The following is a 17,663-nucleotide window of genomic DNA, read 5'->3' as shown; positions in this document are numbered from 1 at the left end:
CATTCACTACTTTAAACTTTCTCAATTCTTCCTTCTTCCTTCAAAAAAACTAATTTTTCATTTTTAAACTTGATATTATTTTTATGTGAAATCATTACTATTGTAACACCCTTTTCATTTTCCATTTCTAGCCATAATTTCAGCTCATTAATTGAATGAGCATCCAAATTAACAAACGGTTCATCTAATATAAGAATTGCCGACTCCTTATATAGAGCCCTAACTATACATATCTTTTTTAATTCTCCGCCCGATACTGTACCGACACTCATTTTCCTTTTAAAATTTTGTAATCCAAAATCACATATTAATTTTTGCAATCTATCTGTGTTAATAGTTTCGCCTTTATTAACAATGTTTTCTTCTAAAGACCACTCTTTTTTTATATACGGATTTTGCGGAACATAACCAATATTCTTTTCCCTATATGATTCAAAACTTTCTTCTGAGTCCATTTTTTTCCACATCACATTCCCGCTTTTTGCCTTTTTAAGCCCCAATAATATATGTAATAAAGTAGACTTTCCGGCTCCATTTTTTCCACATATTCTTATAAAATCTCCCTTGTTCAAATCCAAAAATAGATTTTTTAATATGTATTTCTTGTCATCATTATAATACGATACATCGACCACACTACAAAGTGTATTCATTTCTTCTTTTAAAACTATACTAGATTCTTTTTTAGCGCTTAGTACATCCGCAATGTGATTCGCTGCTGTTATTTTTTCTTGTTGTACCGAAAAGCCCCCACCCAAATAATTTATATTTCCCATAATAATATTGGCAGACTGCAAAGATCCTAAAACTATGCCTAAGGATAATATTTTTTTACTCATGAAGAAAAAACCAATGCCCAAGAAAGATACCTGAAAAAGAAAAAAGACAATTGGAAACACTGCATCAATTTTCGCATAAGTTCCCATTGCATTCTCTCTATTTTTTGCAATTTCTTCATTCATTTTTTTAAAATCCTTAATGAACAAATCATTCTTTGGAAAAGTATATATCAGTTCAAAACATTTAAACATTTTCCTTATTTTCTTATTTATATTATTGTATTTATCCCATAGTTTATTTGCCTTAGCTGATATTCTCCCCGATATAAGTATATTAATTATAAAAATGATTCCACCTAAGACAAAGGATATAAGTAATAATCTCCAGTCTAATATGCCCCCCATTATAATTGAACCAACAATGGCACATAATCCTATAATACTATACCTAAAGTATTCATTATAGATCTGCATTGTTTTTTCAAGTTCATTTATATATATGTCGACCGAAAGGCCTTCAGCTTCACTATCAAATATCTGTTTTAATAGCTTCTCGCGAACTGTTATCTCAGTGCTCCAAAGCAGCCTTTTTCTGAGATACCCTAAACCCAAAATAAGCCCCTGCCAAGCGGTTACATACAAAACAATTACCAAAACTAATATTTTAAATTTTGAAGCATCTCCACAAACAATATCACCCAATACTTTTGTTCCCCAAATACTAATACCTTGCCCCAATAAGTTTAAAATCCCATCAATAACACACAGAATTATAAATCCTTCAAAATGGGACATTTCTCTCTTTAACATCGATAATGTTTTTTTATTCATAATAGTTTTCTCCTATATCAGACTATTATATACCTCGCTTTTTTCCAATAATTCTTTATGCGTTCCTTGTTCTTTGATCATTCCATTTTCCATTATCAAAATATGCTCCACCTTTTTACACACCCGCATATCATGAGTTATAACTATGCAGGTCTCTTCCATACTTGTTAATAAATCTATAAACATATCCACTTTCTTAGCATCTAATCCCTCTGTCGGTTCATCAAAAATTACAATTTTTTTCCGGGCAAGCAAACCTCGTAACACAGATAAGACCTTAGCTTCTCCGCCAGAAATACTAGCTTCTCCTTCCTCCAAAAATCTTTCCTCTTTTCTAATAATTTCTTCAGCAAATAAATTATCTGCTTTTTTTCTAATAACCAAATTTTTAATCGTATCATAACTTTCTTCTTCCTCGAAAACGCTCGCATACTGCATATTCTTTAAAACGGTCTCATTTAAAAATAAAACTTTTTGATCAATATATTGAATATCGCTTTTTCTTCTTTCCCTAACTGTATTATTGTGGACAATAGAAATATCCCCTTCATAATCTTTATATACACCGGATAATATTTTAGCAAGAGTGGACTTCCCCATCCCATTTTTTCCAACAATACATATTTTTTCGCCGCTATTAATACGCAAATTTACATCATTTATGATTTTCTTCTTTTCTTTTAGATAGCTTACATTACTCATAATTATAGCGTCTACTTCTTTATCCGATATTCCTTCTTCATTCAATTCATTTTCTTTTGCTTTAAATATTTTATCAAGATTACTTAGCTCAAGATTACAATCAATATTATTTTCCTGATAAGTGATGATTGAAGAAAATAATACTTTTATTGATTCACTATAAATATTAAATGAAACAAGAGCTCCTATAGAAACTTCTCCTTTTAAAATAAAGTATCCACCAATAATATAGTAAATAACTATATATATCATATTAGAATAATTTTTTAATGTCTCATATAGTTGATTTATTATTTCAATTTTCCATTTATAAGACATTAAACGTTTCTCCTCATCTATCAACTCATTTTCAAATTGTTGTCCGTAGCCTTCGCCAATGAGACATTCTCTGTTATCATTTTTTTCGGCTACATTAAATTCATGGTCTGAAAAAATATCTCTATACATTTTTAATTTTTTCAAGTAATATTTGCCTAATTTAAAAGAAACACCTTGAATAATTAGCAGGCCTAATAAATAAATACACGCTAATTTCCAGTTAATCCAAGCCGCAAATATAATTGCTACAATACCTTCTATAAAAATCAATGGCCATTTCTCAATCAACCATTGTATTTTACTAGATAAATTAAATATCCCTCGCGTAGTGACATCGAAAAAAACTTTTAATTCTTCGTCACTTTTCACTCCGTTTAACTGTAACGCCAATCTATTACGATTATCCCTCTCATAAATAGTCACTACCGTAATTAAACTCTTTTTTCCTATATATATTATTATTACTGATAATATAATAAAAAACACCCCTGCAATAATGGTGGAAACTTTAATGCCAAATTGCAACAAATTGATTACCATAGCTAAACAATAATATTGGACAAAGCTAATAAGGGTGCCTAAAAATAACAATACTTCACCCTTGATTAAAACTTTCTTTAATTTCTCATTATTCCACAAACTTTTCAACAGGCTATTATTTATCATTTTCTCTCTCCTGTATAATATTATCAATATAATTAACTAGTATATTTTTATAGTAATCAAGTTGATAACAAAATTTCATTATTAATATTCCTTATTTTTCTCATTTTCCTCTTACTAATTTTTCTATAACATTTTAAGATTACAATAATGATACCTATGATTTGTCCATTTTGTCAACACTTTCATAAAATATATTTGTTTCTTTTTTCTCAACCTCAGGTTGACTTTTTAATTCCGCACTTAACCTGCCATGTCTTGTAAAGCCCTCCCTTTTCTTTTACAATAAACTATACTGGTACCAGAAGAAAGGAGCTTATCATGCCATACTTTATAAAAGAAACCGAATACCTGCAGAATTATCATCTTCTGACCGCTCTTGTCAAAAAGGAGGTTTTTGGCGAGGTCATTTCCGCCGCGGAAAAACAAAGGGCTGTTGCCAGCTTTTTAACCGGCGTCTGCTGCCCGGAGGATCTCCTAAAATATCAAAAACGCCTGAAAATCCAACCTGACTCCGAGGATCTGTACCCTCATTATTATATTCCGCCCTATCATGAAAATAAAAAGCTGCGGCTGGTGCAGGGCTATTTGCCCAAAACGCATCTGCTCTATGCTAATCATTATGAGCTGGAGATCCTGCGTCTGCTTTTTCTTTTTGATCCTGAAAATCCGGAAGTGAATGCCATGATCCTCCACACACTGCGCCGATTGAAAAACACCTGCTTTGCCAATTCCTGCCTGCAGGGTGAGTGCATCGCGACCGGCATCAGCGTACTTCGTCTTCTTGCTGCCGTGCAGCCAAACGATACGAAGTGGATTGAGGCATTGCTGCAGCCGCTTGGCAGACAGTTTTTGACCTTTGGCCCCGGACAAGCCGCGACGCAAAACGGTATTCCGCTCTCTTATCTGCTGATGGCATTTGCGGACCTGCAAAACGACGCCACCCGCGATTTTATTGCACAAAAAAAGGACTGGCTGTTGGCTCTGCTGCGCAGGCCGTGGATTACCGGCCGCCTGTCAAACGGGAAAATCTCAGAGGGCGATACCTATAACGAAATGGGCAAATACATCCTGAGAAATGCGCTTGGCACTTTGCCGGAATATAAAGACATCCATCGGCACAGAATCTATACCAAAGACGCGGACGGCCGGTGCTATTGTGATATTTAAAAGCAGAAAGGAGATCTCTCATGATTGATTCTAAGAAAATCGCGCAGCAAATCGCATTTTTGCGCAAAGAACGCGGCTACACCGGCGAGGCACTTGCTGAGAAGCTTCATGTAAGTCCGCAGGCCGTTTCCAAATGGGAAAACGCCAAATGCCTCCCCGAAACGGCTATTCTGCCTGCACTGGCTCAGGCGCTTGACTGCAGCATCGATAGTCTGCTGCAGCCTAAGGAGCTTCTGATTTTGGAGGCGTTTTATACAGACGGCCGCGCGCAGATTTCAGTCACGCAGCTGTTAAACACTATGATACGCTCTGACCGGCTGCAGCTCTATGTTCACCCGCAGCTGATTGGAGCAGCTCTGGAGGGGGACCGGCTCAAACTTTTGACAGTTAAATTTCAAACATCCAAGGGCATTTTCTTCTCCTACGCCCTTGAAAATGAAGAGCTGTTTTTAACGCCGGAGTCAAACGGCTACCTGAATGAGCAGCTGTTTGAGATCATCGGCGCTTATTACGGAAACGCAGCGGAGTATACCTCTGCCATGCAGAAAATTCACCACTATGAATATTTCAACTGGCAGCAGATTCCTGTTAATCACGAAACCTTTCCCAGCAGCTCTGCCAGCGATACCACCGAATATCTGACCATCATCTACACCAATGCCGACGGCATCCATACGATCTGCTGCCCCGAAGGCGAAAGCATGATTTATACGCATCACCGTACGCATCTTGCCCTTGAGGATCATGCAAAGCATATTCTAAAAAATGTCATGCCCTTAGCCTTCGGAAACGGTATGGACTGCCCTTGGGCGGGTGCACTGTGTGCCGCCCTGCAATATATGAACGACCCCTACACCTATCAGCAGATCATGGGCATGAGCGGTGCCTGCTACCGCATCTGCTTCACCGACGTCTGGGATTATAGCTGCACCGATGCACTCGTAGCCTTCGACTATGCTCAGCCCCTTTTTGATGCCATCGGCTACCATTTTCACATGGCAGCACGGCTGCAAAAAGCGGAGCGAAGCGCAGAACGCCAAGCGATCATGACCGATATTCAAAACGGCAAGCCCGTACTCGCCATCAACCTGCGCGTGGCTCCCGAATGGGGACTGATTACTGGCTATCTGGAGCATGGCAAACGCTTTTTATGCCGCACCTATTTTGATCAGGCGGCTGTGCTTTCTGAAGCGGATCAGCAAATGATCACAGAACAAAATGAAGGCTATCTGTTCAATGATTTCTGGCCCTTTCTTATCCTTCATTTTGATGAAAAAAAGGAGCGGCCGCAGCCGCTCGAAATTTTAAAAACCTCTCTCTCCATCCTGCTTCGCTCCTTTTATGCTGAAAGCTGCGGCGGCTATCATCAGGGAAAAGCCGCCTATGAGGTATGGATGCAGGCCCTAGCCAAGGACTCTGACTTCTGCCTTGAAAAAGACAGAGAAAACGCCCTGCGCCGGCTCAGCGTCAACGATAATATGCTTTGCCATCTCATCGATTCTCGCCGCTGCGCCGCCGGATATCTGCGGGAGAGTATGGATCTGCTCCCCTCACCACTGCAGGAGACGCTCGCCAAAATTGCGGCTAACTGTCAAAACATTGCCGATATGGCTGCCGATTTTCGCAGCCGCCTAAGCGGATGCCGCCTCTCTTATAATACGCTGACAGCCCCTGCTGCGGAGCTGCCCGCCTCACGGCAGGAACAGGTCCGGCTCCTTGAACGGGCAGAAACGCTGGATACAGAAAGCTGTTCTCTTGCCGAGCAGCTCTTAAAGTCAGTGGAGGCTTAAAATTTTTCTGCCATCTCGTAAATCATGCGTTCCGTTTCCTTCCAGCCCAAGCAGGGATCGGTGATCGATTTGCCATAGATCTGATGATCATCGATTTTCTGCGCACCAGGCTCAATATAGCTTTCGATCATAAAGCCTTTCACCATGCTCCGCAGAATCGGATCATACTTCATGCTGTGCATGACCTCCGAGGCAATGCGCGGCTGCTGCTCATACTGCTTGGCCGAATTGCTGTGATTGGTATCCACAATAATAGCAGGGTTACTCAGTCCCCTTGCCTGATATTCCTGCGCAATGCGCAGAAGATCCTCAAAATGATAATTAGGGATGGTAAGTCCTCGGGAGTCCACACCGCCGCGCAGCACCGCATGGGCATACGGATTGCCCTCTGTGGCAACCTCCCAGTTCTGATAAATAAAATCATGCCCGCTCTGCGCGGCCCGGATAGCATTAAACATGATATCCACATCGCCGCCCGTGCCGTTTTTCATCCCCACCGGGATGTCAAGACCACTGCAGGTCAGGCGGTGCTGCTGATTTTCTACAGAACGCGCGCCCACAGCCACATACCCCAACACATCATCCAGAAAAGCATAGTTGCCCGGATACAGCATCTCATCAGCGGCAACCAGCCCGGTCTCCTGCATCACCCGAATGTGCATATGCCGAATGGCTTTGAGACCCTCAAAGGCATTCGGTTTTTGCGTGGGATCGGGCTGATGCATCATGCCCTTATAGCCCTCGCCCGTTGTACGGGGCTTGTTGGTGTATACTCTCGGTACAATGAAAATCTTGTCGGCAACCTTTTCCTGCACTTTTGCTAGCCGGTGCATATAATCCAGTACGGCTTCTTCATTATCAGCTGAACATGGTCCAACAATGACCATCAGCCGGTCATATTCGCCTTCCATAATTTTTTTCATCAGCGCAATACGGCGCTCACGCATCGCGGCAGCTTTTTCGTCCACCGGAAGCAGTTCCTTCAGATGCTGCGCTGACGGCAGCTCGCGCTCAAATACAAAACTCATACAAATCCTCCTATTTTGCCGGCTGGCCGGCTAATGATTTATTATAATGAATTTCACACGCCAAAGTCAAGACATTGCAATCAAATCCAAAATCTGGTATGATAACCTTATTCTAACAAGGAGACGGCAATGTGAAAAAGCTATTATTTGTGTTTAACCCTAAGTCCGGCCGCGAGCATCTGGCGGCTGATCTGATGGAAATCCTGAATATTTTTGCGCAGCACGGCTATGAGCTGGCGGTGCACCCGACGCAGCGCCGGCTTGACGCCTACGAAACCATCCGCAATCAGGCCTCGGCCTATGACCTGCTGGTGGTGAGCGGCGGCGACGGCACGCTGAACGAATCGGTGCGCGCGCTGATGGCGCTTCCGCCGCAGCAGCGTCCGCCAGTGGGGTATATACCTTCAGGCACAATGAATGATTTTGCTGCCAGCCACCACATCTCCAAAAAAACGCTTGCCGCCGCGGCCGATATCATGCGCGGTGCGGCGCTGCCCTGTGACGTCGGCGGCTTTGAGGATTCGTTTTTCGCCTATGTGGCGGCCTTCGGCGCCTTTACCGACGTGGCCTACGACACCTCACAGGAGAGCAAAAATATGTTTGGCAGCATGGCCTATATTTTCGAGGTTATGAAGCGCCTGCCCTCTCTAAAATCCTACCACCTTACGGTGGAAACGGCTGATACGACTGTGGAGGGCGACTTTTTATTTGGCATGGTGGCTAATACTACCTCGATCGGCGGCATCCGCGTGCGCGCTCATGATATCAGCCTGATCGACGGGCTGTCGGAGGTCATTTTGGTGAAGGCCTCTTCGGCGCCGCTGAATCTGGCCGCAATTTTTTCGGCCGTGGTGGCGCAGGATTTTACCTCGGATCGGTTTGTATATTTAAAGGCACAGGATATTGTGCTGCGCAGCCCGCAGCCCATCCCCTGGACACTTGACGGTGAATATGGCGGGCTGCATCAGACCGTGCATATTCACACGCATCAACGGGCGATTCGCTTCTTGGTTCCGCCTTCTTCTGTGCGCAAACCGCGCAAACATGTGAAAAAGTGATCCGGGGCATTTTTCTATTCTAAGCATTCCGGATCACCTATCTCTTCATTTCCAAGGTACTTGGCATATTCTTTTCCTTCGTAAAAATTCATGATCGGGCGGCGCAGCTTTGACGGAAATAAGGGTAATCCATTTAATGTGGATATGTCCAGCCACTCAACTCCGACCTGATTGACATCATTATGGCGTTCTGCGTTTTCCGCTTTTCCTAAGCAATCGCATGAAAATACCAGATCAATCCGGTGAAACCTTTCGCCGTTGACCCCTTCTATCACAAAAAGAAGTTCTTTACAGATGATATCTAGCCCTGTCTCTTCTTTGACTTCCCGTTCAACAGCCCGTGGAAGCGTTTCTTCGCCTTCCTGACCGCCGCCGGGCAGAATGTACCACTCCTCATTGCCGTCATTTAGCTTGATTGTAAGCAATTTACCGTTTTGAATGATCACTGCTTTTGAGGATGTGCGGATTTGCTTTGGCATAACTGTACCCCTTTCTGTGTTATGTTGAAAATATAAGCGCGCCGCTTCATCATCTGACTGCATGATTTTGCGGCGCTTTTTTTAAAACAGAGAAATAACCCACGGAATAACATAGGTGACGATGCTCATGATGGCGCTGGCCAATAAGAGACCGAGCACGATGGCGGGAAAGGCTTTTTTGAATTTAATGCCGAGAAGGGAAGCGATGAGGCCGCCGGTCCATGCACCGGTTCCCGGCAGGGGGATGCCGACGAATAAAACGAGCCCCCAAAATTCGTATTTGCTGATTTTGTCGCTTTTGCCCATGGCGCGCTTTTCCAGCTTTTCAACGAGCGGCCGGAAAGGTCTGGTTGTTTTAAGCCAATTAAAAAGCGGCGTAATAAGAAGCAGGATGAACGGTGTCGGTAGCAGATTGCCGCCGATACAGATGCCGAGTGCCTGCAGATAAGGAATGTCAAACAGCCGCGCGGCGATGAGACCGCCGCGCAGCTCGAGAATGGGAACCATAGATATGATAAAAACCAATATTTCCTTTGATACGACCCCGCCGAGCGTATCTGTAAACCATTGGATGAGTGTTTCTGCCATTTTAAACCTCCTATAAGTTCGGCTGGCGTCGAACTTAGCAAGTAATCCCTCCGGGATTCTTGCAGTCGTTCTGTTTCTTTATTATATCATGAGTTTGGCAGAATTAGTATATTAATTTAACGCGGCAAAGCCTTTTTCTAAATCGGCAATGATATCGTCAATGTGCTCCGTACCGATGGACAGGCGGATGGTATTTTGCTGAATGCCCTGATCCTGCAGCTCTTCCTCTGTCAGCTGAGAATGCGTGGTTGTTGCCGGATGAATCACCAGCGATTTTACATCTGCAACATTGGCAAGCAGGGAAAAGATCTCCAGATGATCGATAAATTGATGCGCTTCTTTTTGGCCGCCCTTTATATTAAAGGTAAAGATGGATCCTCCTCCATTCGGAAAATAGCGTTTATAAAGTTCATTTTGCGGATGATCCGGCAGGGAAGGATGATTCACTTTTTCTACCAGCGGATGACTATTCAAATATTCGATGACCTTCTTTGTATTTTCTGCGTGGCGCTCTAGGCGAAGCGAAAGCGTCTCTACGCCCTGCAGGAGCAGAAATGCATTAAAGGGTGAAATCGTTGCGCCGGTATCGCGCAGCAGAATGGCGCGAATATAAGTTACAAAAGCAGCCGGGCCTGCTGCCTCTGCAAAGGATACCCCATGATAGCTTGGATTCGCTTCTGCAATCGGCGCATATTTTCCGCTTTTCTTCCAGTCAAACTTACCAGAATCTACAATGATTCCCCCCAGGGTTGTTCCGTGACCGCCTATAAATTTTGTAGCGGAGTGTACAACAATATCCGCGCCATGCTCAATGGGCCGGATCAGATAGGGCGTGCCAAAGGTATTATCAATCACCACCGGAATCCCATGCTGATGCGCAATTTTAGAAATGGCCTCTATGTCCGGAATATCGCTATTGGGATTACCCAGCGTTTCGATAAAGATTGCCTTTGTATTTTCCTGGATTGCCGCTTCCGTTTCTGCCAGATTATGAATATCTACAAATGTTGTCTCGATACCATAATTGGTAAGTGTATGGGCCAGCAGATTATAGCTGCCGCCATAAATTGTTTTCTGTGCTACAATATGATCGCCCTTTTGCGCCAACGCTTCAATGGTATACGCAATGGCGGCAGCTCCGGAAGCCACCGCCAGCGCAGCCACGCCTCCCTCGAGTGCTGCAATTCTCTTTTCCAGTACATCCTGCGTTGAATTTGTCAGTCTTCCATAAATATTGCCGGCATCCGCAAGACCAAACCGCGCAGCGGCATGTGCTGAATTTTTAAAAACATAGGAGGTTGTCTGATAGATGGGAACCGCCCTTGCGTCGGTTGCCGGATCCGGCTGTTCCTGCCCTACGTGAAGCTGCAATGTTTCAAATTTATAACTACTCATGATGATTTTACCTCTTTTCTTAATTAGTAATGGATCTATAACCGGCCAAGTTGTTTGATCTGATGACCTGATTATATATCGCACACTATCCGGTGTCCAATACTCCCTTTATATACTGAGTAATAGGTAAAATCTATATGCTGCCTGCTATTTGCTGTGATGCTGCTGCAAATACCGTTTGAGCTCCTGGGTGTACAACTGCCCCATACTGCTTAAAATCATATTGCTTTTTACAATATATCCAATCTCCATCCGGCCTCCCACCATATCTTCCTCTATTTTAAAGGGAACTGCCGTATAATCTGAGCCGTTAAGCTCTTCACAGATAATTCCGGAGCACAGCGTATAGCCATTTAACCCGATCATCAAATTTAACATGGTGGCTCTGTCGGTTGCTTTAATCATTCTTGTATACTCATTGGTACAAAGGATTTCCTCGGCAAAATAAAAGGATCCTTCCGCGCCCTGCTCAAAAGAAAGGCATGGATAGTCAACAAGCTCTTCAAAGCAAATCTGCTTATTTTTTGCAAGCGGATGTCCTTTCCAAAGATAAACATAGGCCTCGCAGTCAATCAGCTTGTGAAACTCGAGCTGATTGGTCCGTAACAGTTTTTCAATCGCTTTACGGTTAAAATCATTCAAATATAAAATCCCGACTTCGCTTTTAGAGGTGATCACATCGTCAATCACTTCCTTTGTTTTGGTCTCTCTAATCGCAAATTCATATTGCTCTGTGTCAAATTGCTTCACCATCTCCACAAAGCTTTTAATGGCAAAGGAATAGTGCTGCGTGGAAACGCCAAACTTCTTTTTTCGCTCTCCCGCTCTTCCGTATTTATCTCTCAGCACTTCATATTGATGATATACCTGTCTTGCATAAATCATAAATTCAAGGCCGTCACTAGTCAGCGAGATACCGCGGCCGCTGCGATGAAAAATGGCAATTCCTAGCTCTTTTTCGAGCTCCTTTATTGAACTCGTCAACGAAGGCTGTGCTACATATAAAAGCTCCGCTGCCTTATTGAAGGATCCTGTTTCCGATATCGTAATCACATAATGCAATTGCTGTAATGTCATAAGCCCTGCCTCATTTCTTATATTAAAAGCCCTAGGCATCATACTATGACCAAAAACTGTATTTTGTCAATAGCTTGTTTATTTTCTGATTCCTTCTTTTATTGCATGTCGGTTTTTATACTCGATTTTAGCTCACCAGCATGCACCCTATTCATTTGCATGCCGGTAGGCCCATCAGACTGCATGTCTACCAGCATGCATTTAATCAATTTGCATGCTGATTTCCGTTCTACCGTCACTTAAACCAGCATGCTTTTCTTAATTTTGCATGTTGATTCTCTGCCAAAATCAAGTCATCACCGACATGCATTTTAACCGCATGCACGCCGATTTCCTCTCTGCCGTATCCACTGCCGACATGCAAGTTTCTCTAAAAATAATAAATTTCCAAAGTAGGCTGTGCTTTTCACTAAAAAACTCCGATACTAATAATATAAAAATCATTTTCGGAGGTACATCAATGAATTTAGGATTATGGGATATTGAAAATCTGCTATCACAGGCCTATCAGGAACTAACCAACATGCAGCAAACTCTTCTCCAAAAACGCATTCACAGCCCCGGCAGGCTGGAAACTCGTAAAAGCCGTAAACAACCCGAAATATATTACTGCTTTTATACTCACGGAAAGCGGCACACGAAAAAGGTCCCGGCAGACGAAATTTCTACTTATGAACAAGAAATCCGCAGACTCCAAAATATAGAAGCAGATCTGCGCATTACAAGAAAAAAATTAACTCTTGTGAAAAAATGCCTCAAAACACTTCATCTTGACCCTCAGCAGCTTTCAGCTACAGAAAGCCCATCACCTGTTATCCCCTCTTCTGCCGTATACCCTGAGAACTTAAAGCACCTCACGCTGCGCGGCGAATATGTACGTTCCAAGTCAGAAGCCTTACTCGCTAATATTTTCTATTATCATAACATTCCCTATCAATATGAAAAAACCCTGATTTTAAACGGCCGCATGGTTCTCCCCGATTTCACACTTATCGGACCGGACGGCCATGAAATATATTGGGAACATCTGGGGATGCTTCATATTAAAAGCTATGCGCAAAAATGGGCAGAAAAAAACCGTTTCTACACCATGCACCAAATTTCAGAAGGGAACGGACTTGTCATCACACAGGATCGAAACGGCGTTTTTGACGAGCTCGACGCGCTATTTAAAATCAAGGCCCTGCATTTAAGCCGTTTACCGAATTAAAGCCTTGACAATTCTGCGCTGCCTGCGTATAATATGAAACACAAAGTGCAAAGACGGAACGAGTAGTTATGAACGCCAGACAGAGAAAAAAGGCCTTTGGCTGCAAGCTTTTTATGGTCAGCTCATAATGAAAACCACTCCCGAGCCCCTGCTGATATAAGGCAGGCGACTGACCTCGTTATCGGTCAAAGGGATCGCACCGCGCATGCTTAGATGCCGGATGCCGTCCTAAAGTGAAACATCGAGGTGGAACCGTACTTGTATGTACCCCCGAATAAACAGTGTGTTTATTCGGGATTTTTTATTATAAAGAAGGAGGAGTCACATGAAGATTACCTTAAAAGACGGCGTTGTAAAAGAATACGACAGCGCCATGAGCGTGCTTGACATCGCTAAATCGATCAGCGAGGGGCTGGCCCGCAATGCCTGCGCCGGCAAGGTTAACGGCGAAGAGGCAGACCTGCGCACCATCGTAGATAAAGACTGCGACGTTGAAATCCTGACCTTCCAGGATGAGGAGGGTCGTCTGGCTTTCCGCCACACGGCGGCGCATATTTTGGCACAGGCAGTAAAACGCCTGTATCCTGAAACTAAACTTGCGATTGGACCGGCCATCGAAAATGGCTTTTACTATGACTTTGACCGTGAGGAGCCGTTTACACCAGAAGATTTGACGGCGCTGGAAGCCGAAATGAAAAAAATTGTGAAAGAGAATTTGGCGCTGGAGCGCTTTACGCTTCCGCGGGCCGAAGCAATCCAGCTGATGCAAGAAAAGGGCGAACCTTATAAGGTGGAGCTCATCGAGGATCTGCCGGAGGATGCCGAACTGAGCTTCTACCGGCAGGGCGAGTATGTGGATCTGTGCGCAGGGCCGCATCTTTTGAGCACCAAGCCGGTTAAAGCCTTTAAGCTGACATCCATTGCAGGCGCATACTGGCGCGGCAATGAAAAGAATAAAATGCTTACCCGCATCTATGGCACGGCCTTTACCAAGGCGAGCGATCTGGAGGAATATCTGGAGCGCTTGGAAGAGGCGAAAAAGCGCGATCACCGCAAGCTGGGCAAGGAGCTGGGTCTCTTTATGATGGCTGACGAGGGCCCCGGTTTTCCGTTCTTCCTGCCCAAGGGCATGACCGTGAAAAATACGCTCATCGACTACTGGCGCGAGATCCATACGCGTGAAAATTATCAGGAAATTGCCACTCCCATTATGCTCAACCGCCAGCTTTGGGAGACCTCCGGCCACTGGGATCATTATAAAGAAAATATGTATACCACCGTCATTGATGATACGGACTTTGCTTTAAAACCAATGAACTGCCCGGGCGGTCTGCTGGTCTACAAATCGCAGCCGCATTCCTACCGCGATCTGCCGCTTCGCATGGGTGAGCTCGGCTTGGTGCACCGCCACGAAAAATCCGGCGCGCTGCACGGCCTCATGCGCGTACGCCTCTTCACGCAGGATGATGCGCATATCTTCATGATGCCAGAGCAGATCACCGATGAGATCAAGGGCGTGGCCCGCCTCATCGATGAAGTATACAGCCTGTTTGGCTTCAAATATCATGTGGAATTATCCACGCGGCCCGAAAACAGCATCGGCAGCGATGAGGATTGGGAGATGGCGACAAACGGCCTGCGCGCAGCATTGGATGAGATGGAGCTCTCCTATGTTGTCAATGAAGGGGACGGAGCCTTCTACGGTCCGAAGATCGATTTCCATCTGGAAGATTCGCTGGGACGCACCTGGCAGTGCGGCACCATTCAGCTTGACTTCCAGCTGCCCATGCGCTTCGACATCGATTACACCGGCATGGACGGCGAAAAGCACCGTCCCATCATGATCCACCGCGTTGTTTTTGGCTCTATCGAGCGCTTCATCGGCATCCTGATCGAGCACTATGCCGGCAAATTCCCCACCTGGCTCGCGCCCGTTCAGGCCAAGGTGCTGCCGATCTCCGATAAGAACAGCGCTTACGCGCAAAAGGTTTATGCAGCTCTGCGCAGCGCCGGCATCCGTACAGAGTATGATGACCGCGCGGAGAAGATCGGCTACAAGATTCGCGAAGCACAGCTCGAGAAGGTTCCCTACATGATCATTGTGGGCGCCAAGGAGGAAGAGACGCAGACAATCGGCATCCGCCTGCGTGATTCCGGCGAGAACCTGACCATGACGCTGGATGAATTTATTGCCAAGATTAAAGAGGAAATTCAGACTCGCAAGAGCTGATACTAAAAAAATCGCCCTGCTGCTGCAGCAAACTGCAAAAGCAAGGGCGATTTTTTAATTAAGCATAGCAACGCGCAGATTGAGCCACAGCGCATACAAAATCCATGCTGCGTACGGAAGCAGCAGCCAAAAGGCGGCCGGACTTGCCTTCCGATACCGGTCCAGCATAACATACAGCACAAAAACAAGCAGAAGCAGCAGCGTAAAGGCCGCCCAATAGGACTGCAGCCGGAAAAATACAATTGGCCAGGTAAACAAAATCAGAAGCTGCAGCTCATAAAATCGCAGTCCTTCTGATTTAGCCACCGATGGCTCCGAACGATACACCAGCGCGGCAGCAATGCCTAAAAGCAGATACCACAGGGGCCAGACAACGCCAAACAGCTGCGCCGGCGGCGCCCCTTTGGGCAGCACTAGGCTTTCATATAATTCCTGATTGTTTCCCCCTGATGCCAGATAAGAAAGGCCGCCTACCAAAAAAGTGAGTCCTATCGCAACCAAAAAGGGCTGGATCGTTTTCCATATTTTATTCGTCACCTTTCCATTTCCCACCTTCTTATATTTAATACCAGTTTATGTCATGGCAGTGCTTTCTATACCCCGCTCAAGCGCCGCCAACACAAAAAATAAGAGCTGACCAAATCAGCTCTTACAAAAGGAGGAGAAAATTAATTAAACATGAAAAAACTATGGTCTTATCATAGCCTAAAATTGTGAACAAATTATGTACACCGGGTTACTTTCCGTTTAAATATTATGCTACCGTTTCTTAACGCCTCGTTCATTTTTTTGTCATATTTGCATGATACCATATGTTCGACTAAGGTCGAGCTTAACAGCCTTTAGCCGATCATTTGCACGAATATTAAGAAATGAGGATATTTGATATGAACGTTGCCTTTTTCCTATCTCCTAAAAATGAAATTGTTTATTTATATACAGATATGACGCTGCGGCAGGCCATGGAAAAAATGGAATTCCACCGCTACCAGAGCCTGCCCGTTCTCACATCAGACGGCAAATATGCCGGCGTCGTCACCGAAGGCGATCTGCTTTGGGCCTTCAAAAACTATCCGGGCTTTACCTTTGCCGAAGCAGAAAAGATGATGCTCTCGGATATCGCCCGCCATTTCCATTATGACACCGTCGCCATCGATCAGTCCATGGACAGCCTGATTCACACAGCCTACCGTCAAAGCTTCGTACCCGTTGTAGATGACACGCAGGCCTTCATCGGCCTTGTCAAACGCAGCGACATCATTCGCTACTTTTACGAAAAGTCGCTCACCGTCCAGCGTGAAGTCGGGTAACTCTCATGAAAAATCATATGCAAACCATCGGTATCATCAGCGATATTCACGGCAATTACCCCGCCTTAGAAGCCATACTCGAACATATGGCCCATGAACAGGTCGACACCCTTTATTTTCTCGGCGATTATATCACCGACGGTCCCGAGCCGCAGCGCACGCTCGCTCTTTTGCGCCAGGCAGCCCAGCACTTTTCCGTCCTTTTCATCCGTGGCAACCGGGAACAATATCTCATCGACCACGCCAATCACCCTGAGCAGGTCTGGAAACCGGGCCCCGCGCAGGGTGCGCTTTTGTACACCTACCAGCGCCTTACGGCGCAAGACCTCGACTGGTTTCGCTCTATGCCCATCTGTCACAGCCTCAAGGATGTCATCCTTTGCCACGGTTCGCCCAGCAGGGTCAATGAGCTGCTAAATGTAGACGGCACCAACTCTACTGCCGATGAAACCACCGCCAAATGGCTCCGGCAAATCCAAAAGCCGCTGCTGATATGCGGCCATACTCATCGTCAGGGCATCTCCCGCGCTAACGGCCGTACGATCCTCGGTGCAGGTTCCGCCGGACTGCCGCACAATCACGACTGCCTTGCTAGGGCGGCCCTGCTGCATCAAAATGAAGCTGCTGACTGGCAAATTCAGCTGCTTTCCATCCCCTATGATGTGGATGCCATCCTAAGGGCTTATCATCACAGTGAGCTCATGGAAATGGCGCCCGGATGGTCACACGCTAATTGCCGGTTCCTTGCCACCGGCCACAATTATATCCTGAAGCTGCTGAAGCGCACACGCCTTCTTGCTGCCGCGCAGCACCCCGGAATGGACCTTGCTTTGCCGGAAATCCCTCAAGCTATATGGCTGCAAGCGGCGGCGGATCTGGGACTTTTCTCAGAATAAGACAAAAAAAGAACCGGCTGCATCTCTACAACCGGCTGAAAGTGTTTAATAAGAAAACGGGGGTTCTTATTAAACCGAGGTGAGCAATTTCTATCATTACTAGAACGATAGAAGACTGTTATATTGTAGCAAAATATTC

At 45.0% G+C, this 17,663-nt stretch carries 15 protein-coding genes; 7 read left to right on the top strand and 8 right to left on the bottom strand.

Annotation, left to right across the window (positions count from 1 at the left end; genetic code table 11):
* Positions 1-11: 11 nt before the first annotated feature.
* Complete coding sequence (locus HFE64_01245; protein ID MCI8632097.1) at positions 12-1,610, bottom strand: ABC transporter ATP-binding protein; 1,599 nt, start codon at positions 1,608-1,610, stop codon at positions 12-14.
* A gap of 12 nt (positions 1,611-1,622) precedes the next feature.
* Positions 1,623-3,296 carry an ATP-binding cassette domain-containing protein gene (locus HFE64_01240; protein ID MCI8632096.1) on the bottom strand — a complete coding sequence of 558 codons (1,674 nt, stop codon included), beginning with the start codon at positions 3,294-3,296 and terminating at the stop codon, positions 1,623-1,625.
* A gap of 318 nt (positions 3,297-3,614) precedes the next feature.
* On the opposite strand from HFE64_01240, the gene HFE64_01235 reads away from it, so the two are divergent.
* Positions 3,615-4,463 (top strand): hypothetical protein, encoded by an 849-nt coding sequence (locus HFE64_01235; protein ID MCI8632095.1) that lies wholly within the window; start codon positions 3,615-3,617, stop codon positions 4,461-4,463.
* Positions 4,464-4,483: 20 nt separating this feature from the next.
* Positions 4,484-6,253: a helix-turn-helix transcriptional regulator gene (locus HFE64_01230; protein MCI8632094.1), complete on the top strand. Its 1,770-nt coding sequence runs from the start codon at positions 4,484-4,486 to the stop codon at positions 6,251-6,253.
* On the opposite strand, the gene HFE64_01225 is transcribed toward HFE64_01230, so the two are convergent.
* Positions 6,250-7,281 (bottom strand): 3-deoxy-7-phosphoheptulonate synthase, encoded by a 1,032-nt coding sequence (locus HFE64_01225; GenBank protein MCI8632093.1) that lies wholly within the window; start codon positions 7,279-7,281, stop codon positions 6,250-6,252. The two genes, HFE64_01230 and HFE64_01225, sit on opposite strands and share 4 nt — an antisense overlap.
* 131 nt (positions 7,282-7,412) lie before the next feature.
* Here HFE64_01225 and HFE64_01220 point away from each other — a divergent pair, with 131 nt between their 5' ends.
* Complete coding sequence (locus HFE64_01220; GenBank protein MCI8632092.1) at positions 7,413-8,339, top strand: diacylglycerol kinase family lipid kinase; 927 nt, start codon at positions 7,413-7,415, stop codon at positions 8,337-8,339.
* A 14-nt stretch (positions 8,340-8,353) separates the two neighbouring features.
* Here the strand turns inward: HFE64_01220 and HFE64_01215 are convergent, their stop codons facing one another.
* From HFE64_01215 to HFE64_01200, 4 genes are all read right to left on the bottom strand, one after another.
* On the bottom strand, positions 8,354-8,818 hold the full coding sequence (locus tag HFE64_01215) for an NUDIX domain-containing protein (GenBank protein ID MCI8632091.1): 465 nt from the start codon (positions 8,816-8,818) through the stop codon (positions 8,354-8,356).
* Between the two features lie 81 nt (positions 8,819-8,899).
* The gene (locus tag HFE64_01210) at positions 8,900-9,406 is read right to left on the bottom strand and encodes a small multi-drug export protein (protein ID MCI8632090.1); all 507 of its coding nucleotides are present in this window, start codon (positions 9,404-9,406) and stop codon (positions 8,900-8,902) included.
* A 111-nt stretch (positions 9,407-9,517) separates the two neighbouring features.
* Positions 9,518-10,801, bottom strand: coding sequence for an O-acetylhomoserine aminocarboxypropyltransferase/cysteine synthase (locus HFE64_01205; GenBank protein ID MCI8632089.1), 1,284 nt, complete (start codon positions 10,799-10,801; stop codon positions 9,518-9,520).
* A gap of 147 nt (positions 10,802-10,948) precedes the next feature.
* Positions 10,949-11,878, bottom strand: a complete 930-nt coding sequence (locus HFE64_01200) for a LysR family transcriptional regulator (GenBank protein MCI8632088.1) — start codon at positions 11,876-11,878, stop codon at positions 10,949-10,951.
* Between the two features lie 268 nt (positions 11,879-12,146).
* On the opposite strand from HFE64_01200, the gene HFE64_01195 reads away from it, so the two are divergent.
* The gene (locus tag HFE64_01195; GenBank protein MCI8632087.1) at positions 12,147-13,088 is read left to right on the top strand and encodes a hypothetical protein; all 942 of its coding nucleotides are present in this window, start codon (positions 12,147-12,149) and stop codon (positions 13,086-13,088) included.
* Between the two features lie 325 nt (positions 13,089-13,413).
* A complete protein-coding gene (thrS, locus tag HFE64_01190) occupies positions 13,414-15,318 on the top strand; it encodes a threonine--tRNA ligase (GenBank protein MCI8632086.1) in 1,905 nt (634 codons plus the stop codon).
* Positions 15,319-15,372: 54 nt separating this feature from the next.
* Here thrS and HFE64_01185 read toward each other — a convergent pair whose 3' ends face one another.
* Positions 15,373-15,855 (bottom strand): tryptophan-rich sensory protein, encoded by a 483-nt coding sequence (locus tag HFE64_01185; GenBank protein ID MCI8632085.1) that lies wholly within the window; start codon positions 15,853-15,855, stop codon positions 15,373-15,375.
* A gap of 350 nt (positions 15,856-16,205) precedes the next feature.
* Between HFE64_01185 and HFE64_01180 the strand changes: the two genes are divergently transcribed.
* Positions 16,206-16,628: a CBS domain-containing protein gene (locus HFE64_01180; protein ID MCI8632084.1), complete on the top strand. Its 423-nt coding sequence runs from the start codon at positions 16,206-16,208 to the stop codon at positions 16,626-16,628.
* 5 nt (positions 16,629-16,633) lie between these two features.
* Positions 16,634-17,524 (top strand): hypothetical protein, encoded by an 891-nt coding sequence (locus HFE64_01175; protein ID MCI8632083.1) that lies wholly within the window; start codon positions 16,634-16,636, stop codon positions 17,522-17,524.
* Positions 17,525-17,663 lie beyond the last annotated feature (139 nt).

It is taken from the genome of Lachnospiraceae bacterium (genome assembly GCA_022794035.1).
Classification (GTDB): Bacteria; Bacillota; Clostridia; order Lachnospirales; family Bianqueaceae; genus CALWPV01.
Note: the sequence above shows the minus strand (reverse complement) of the source record. Positions and strands in the feature narration are given on the sequence as shown.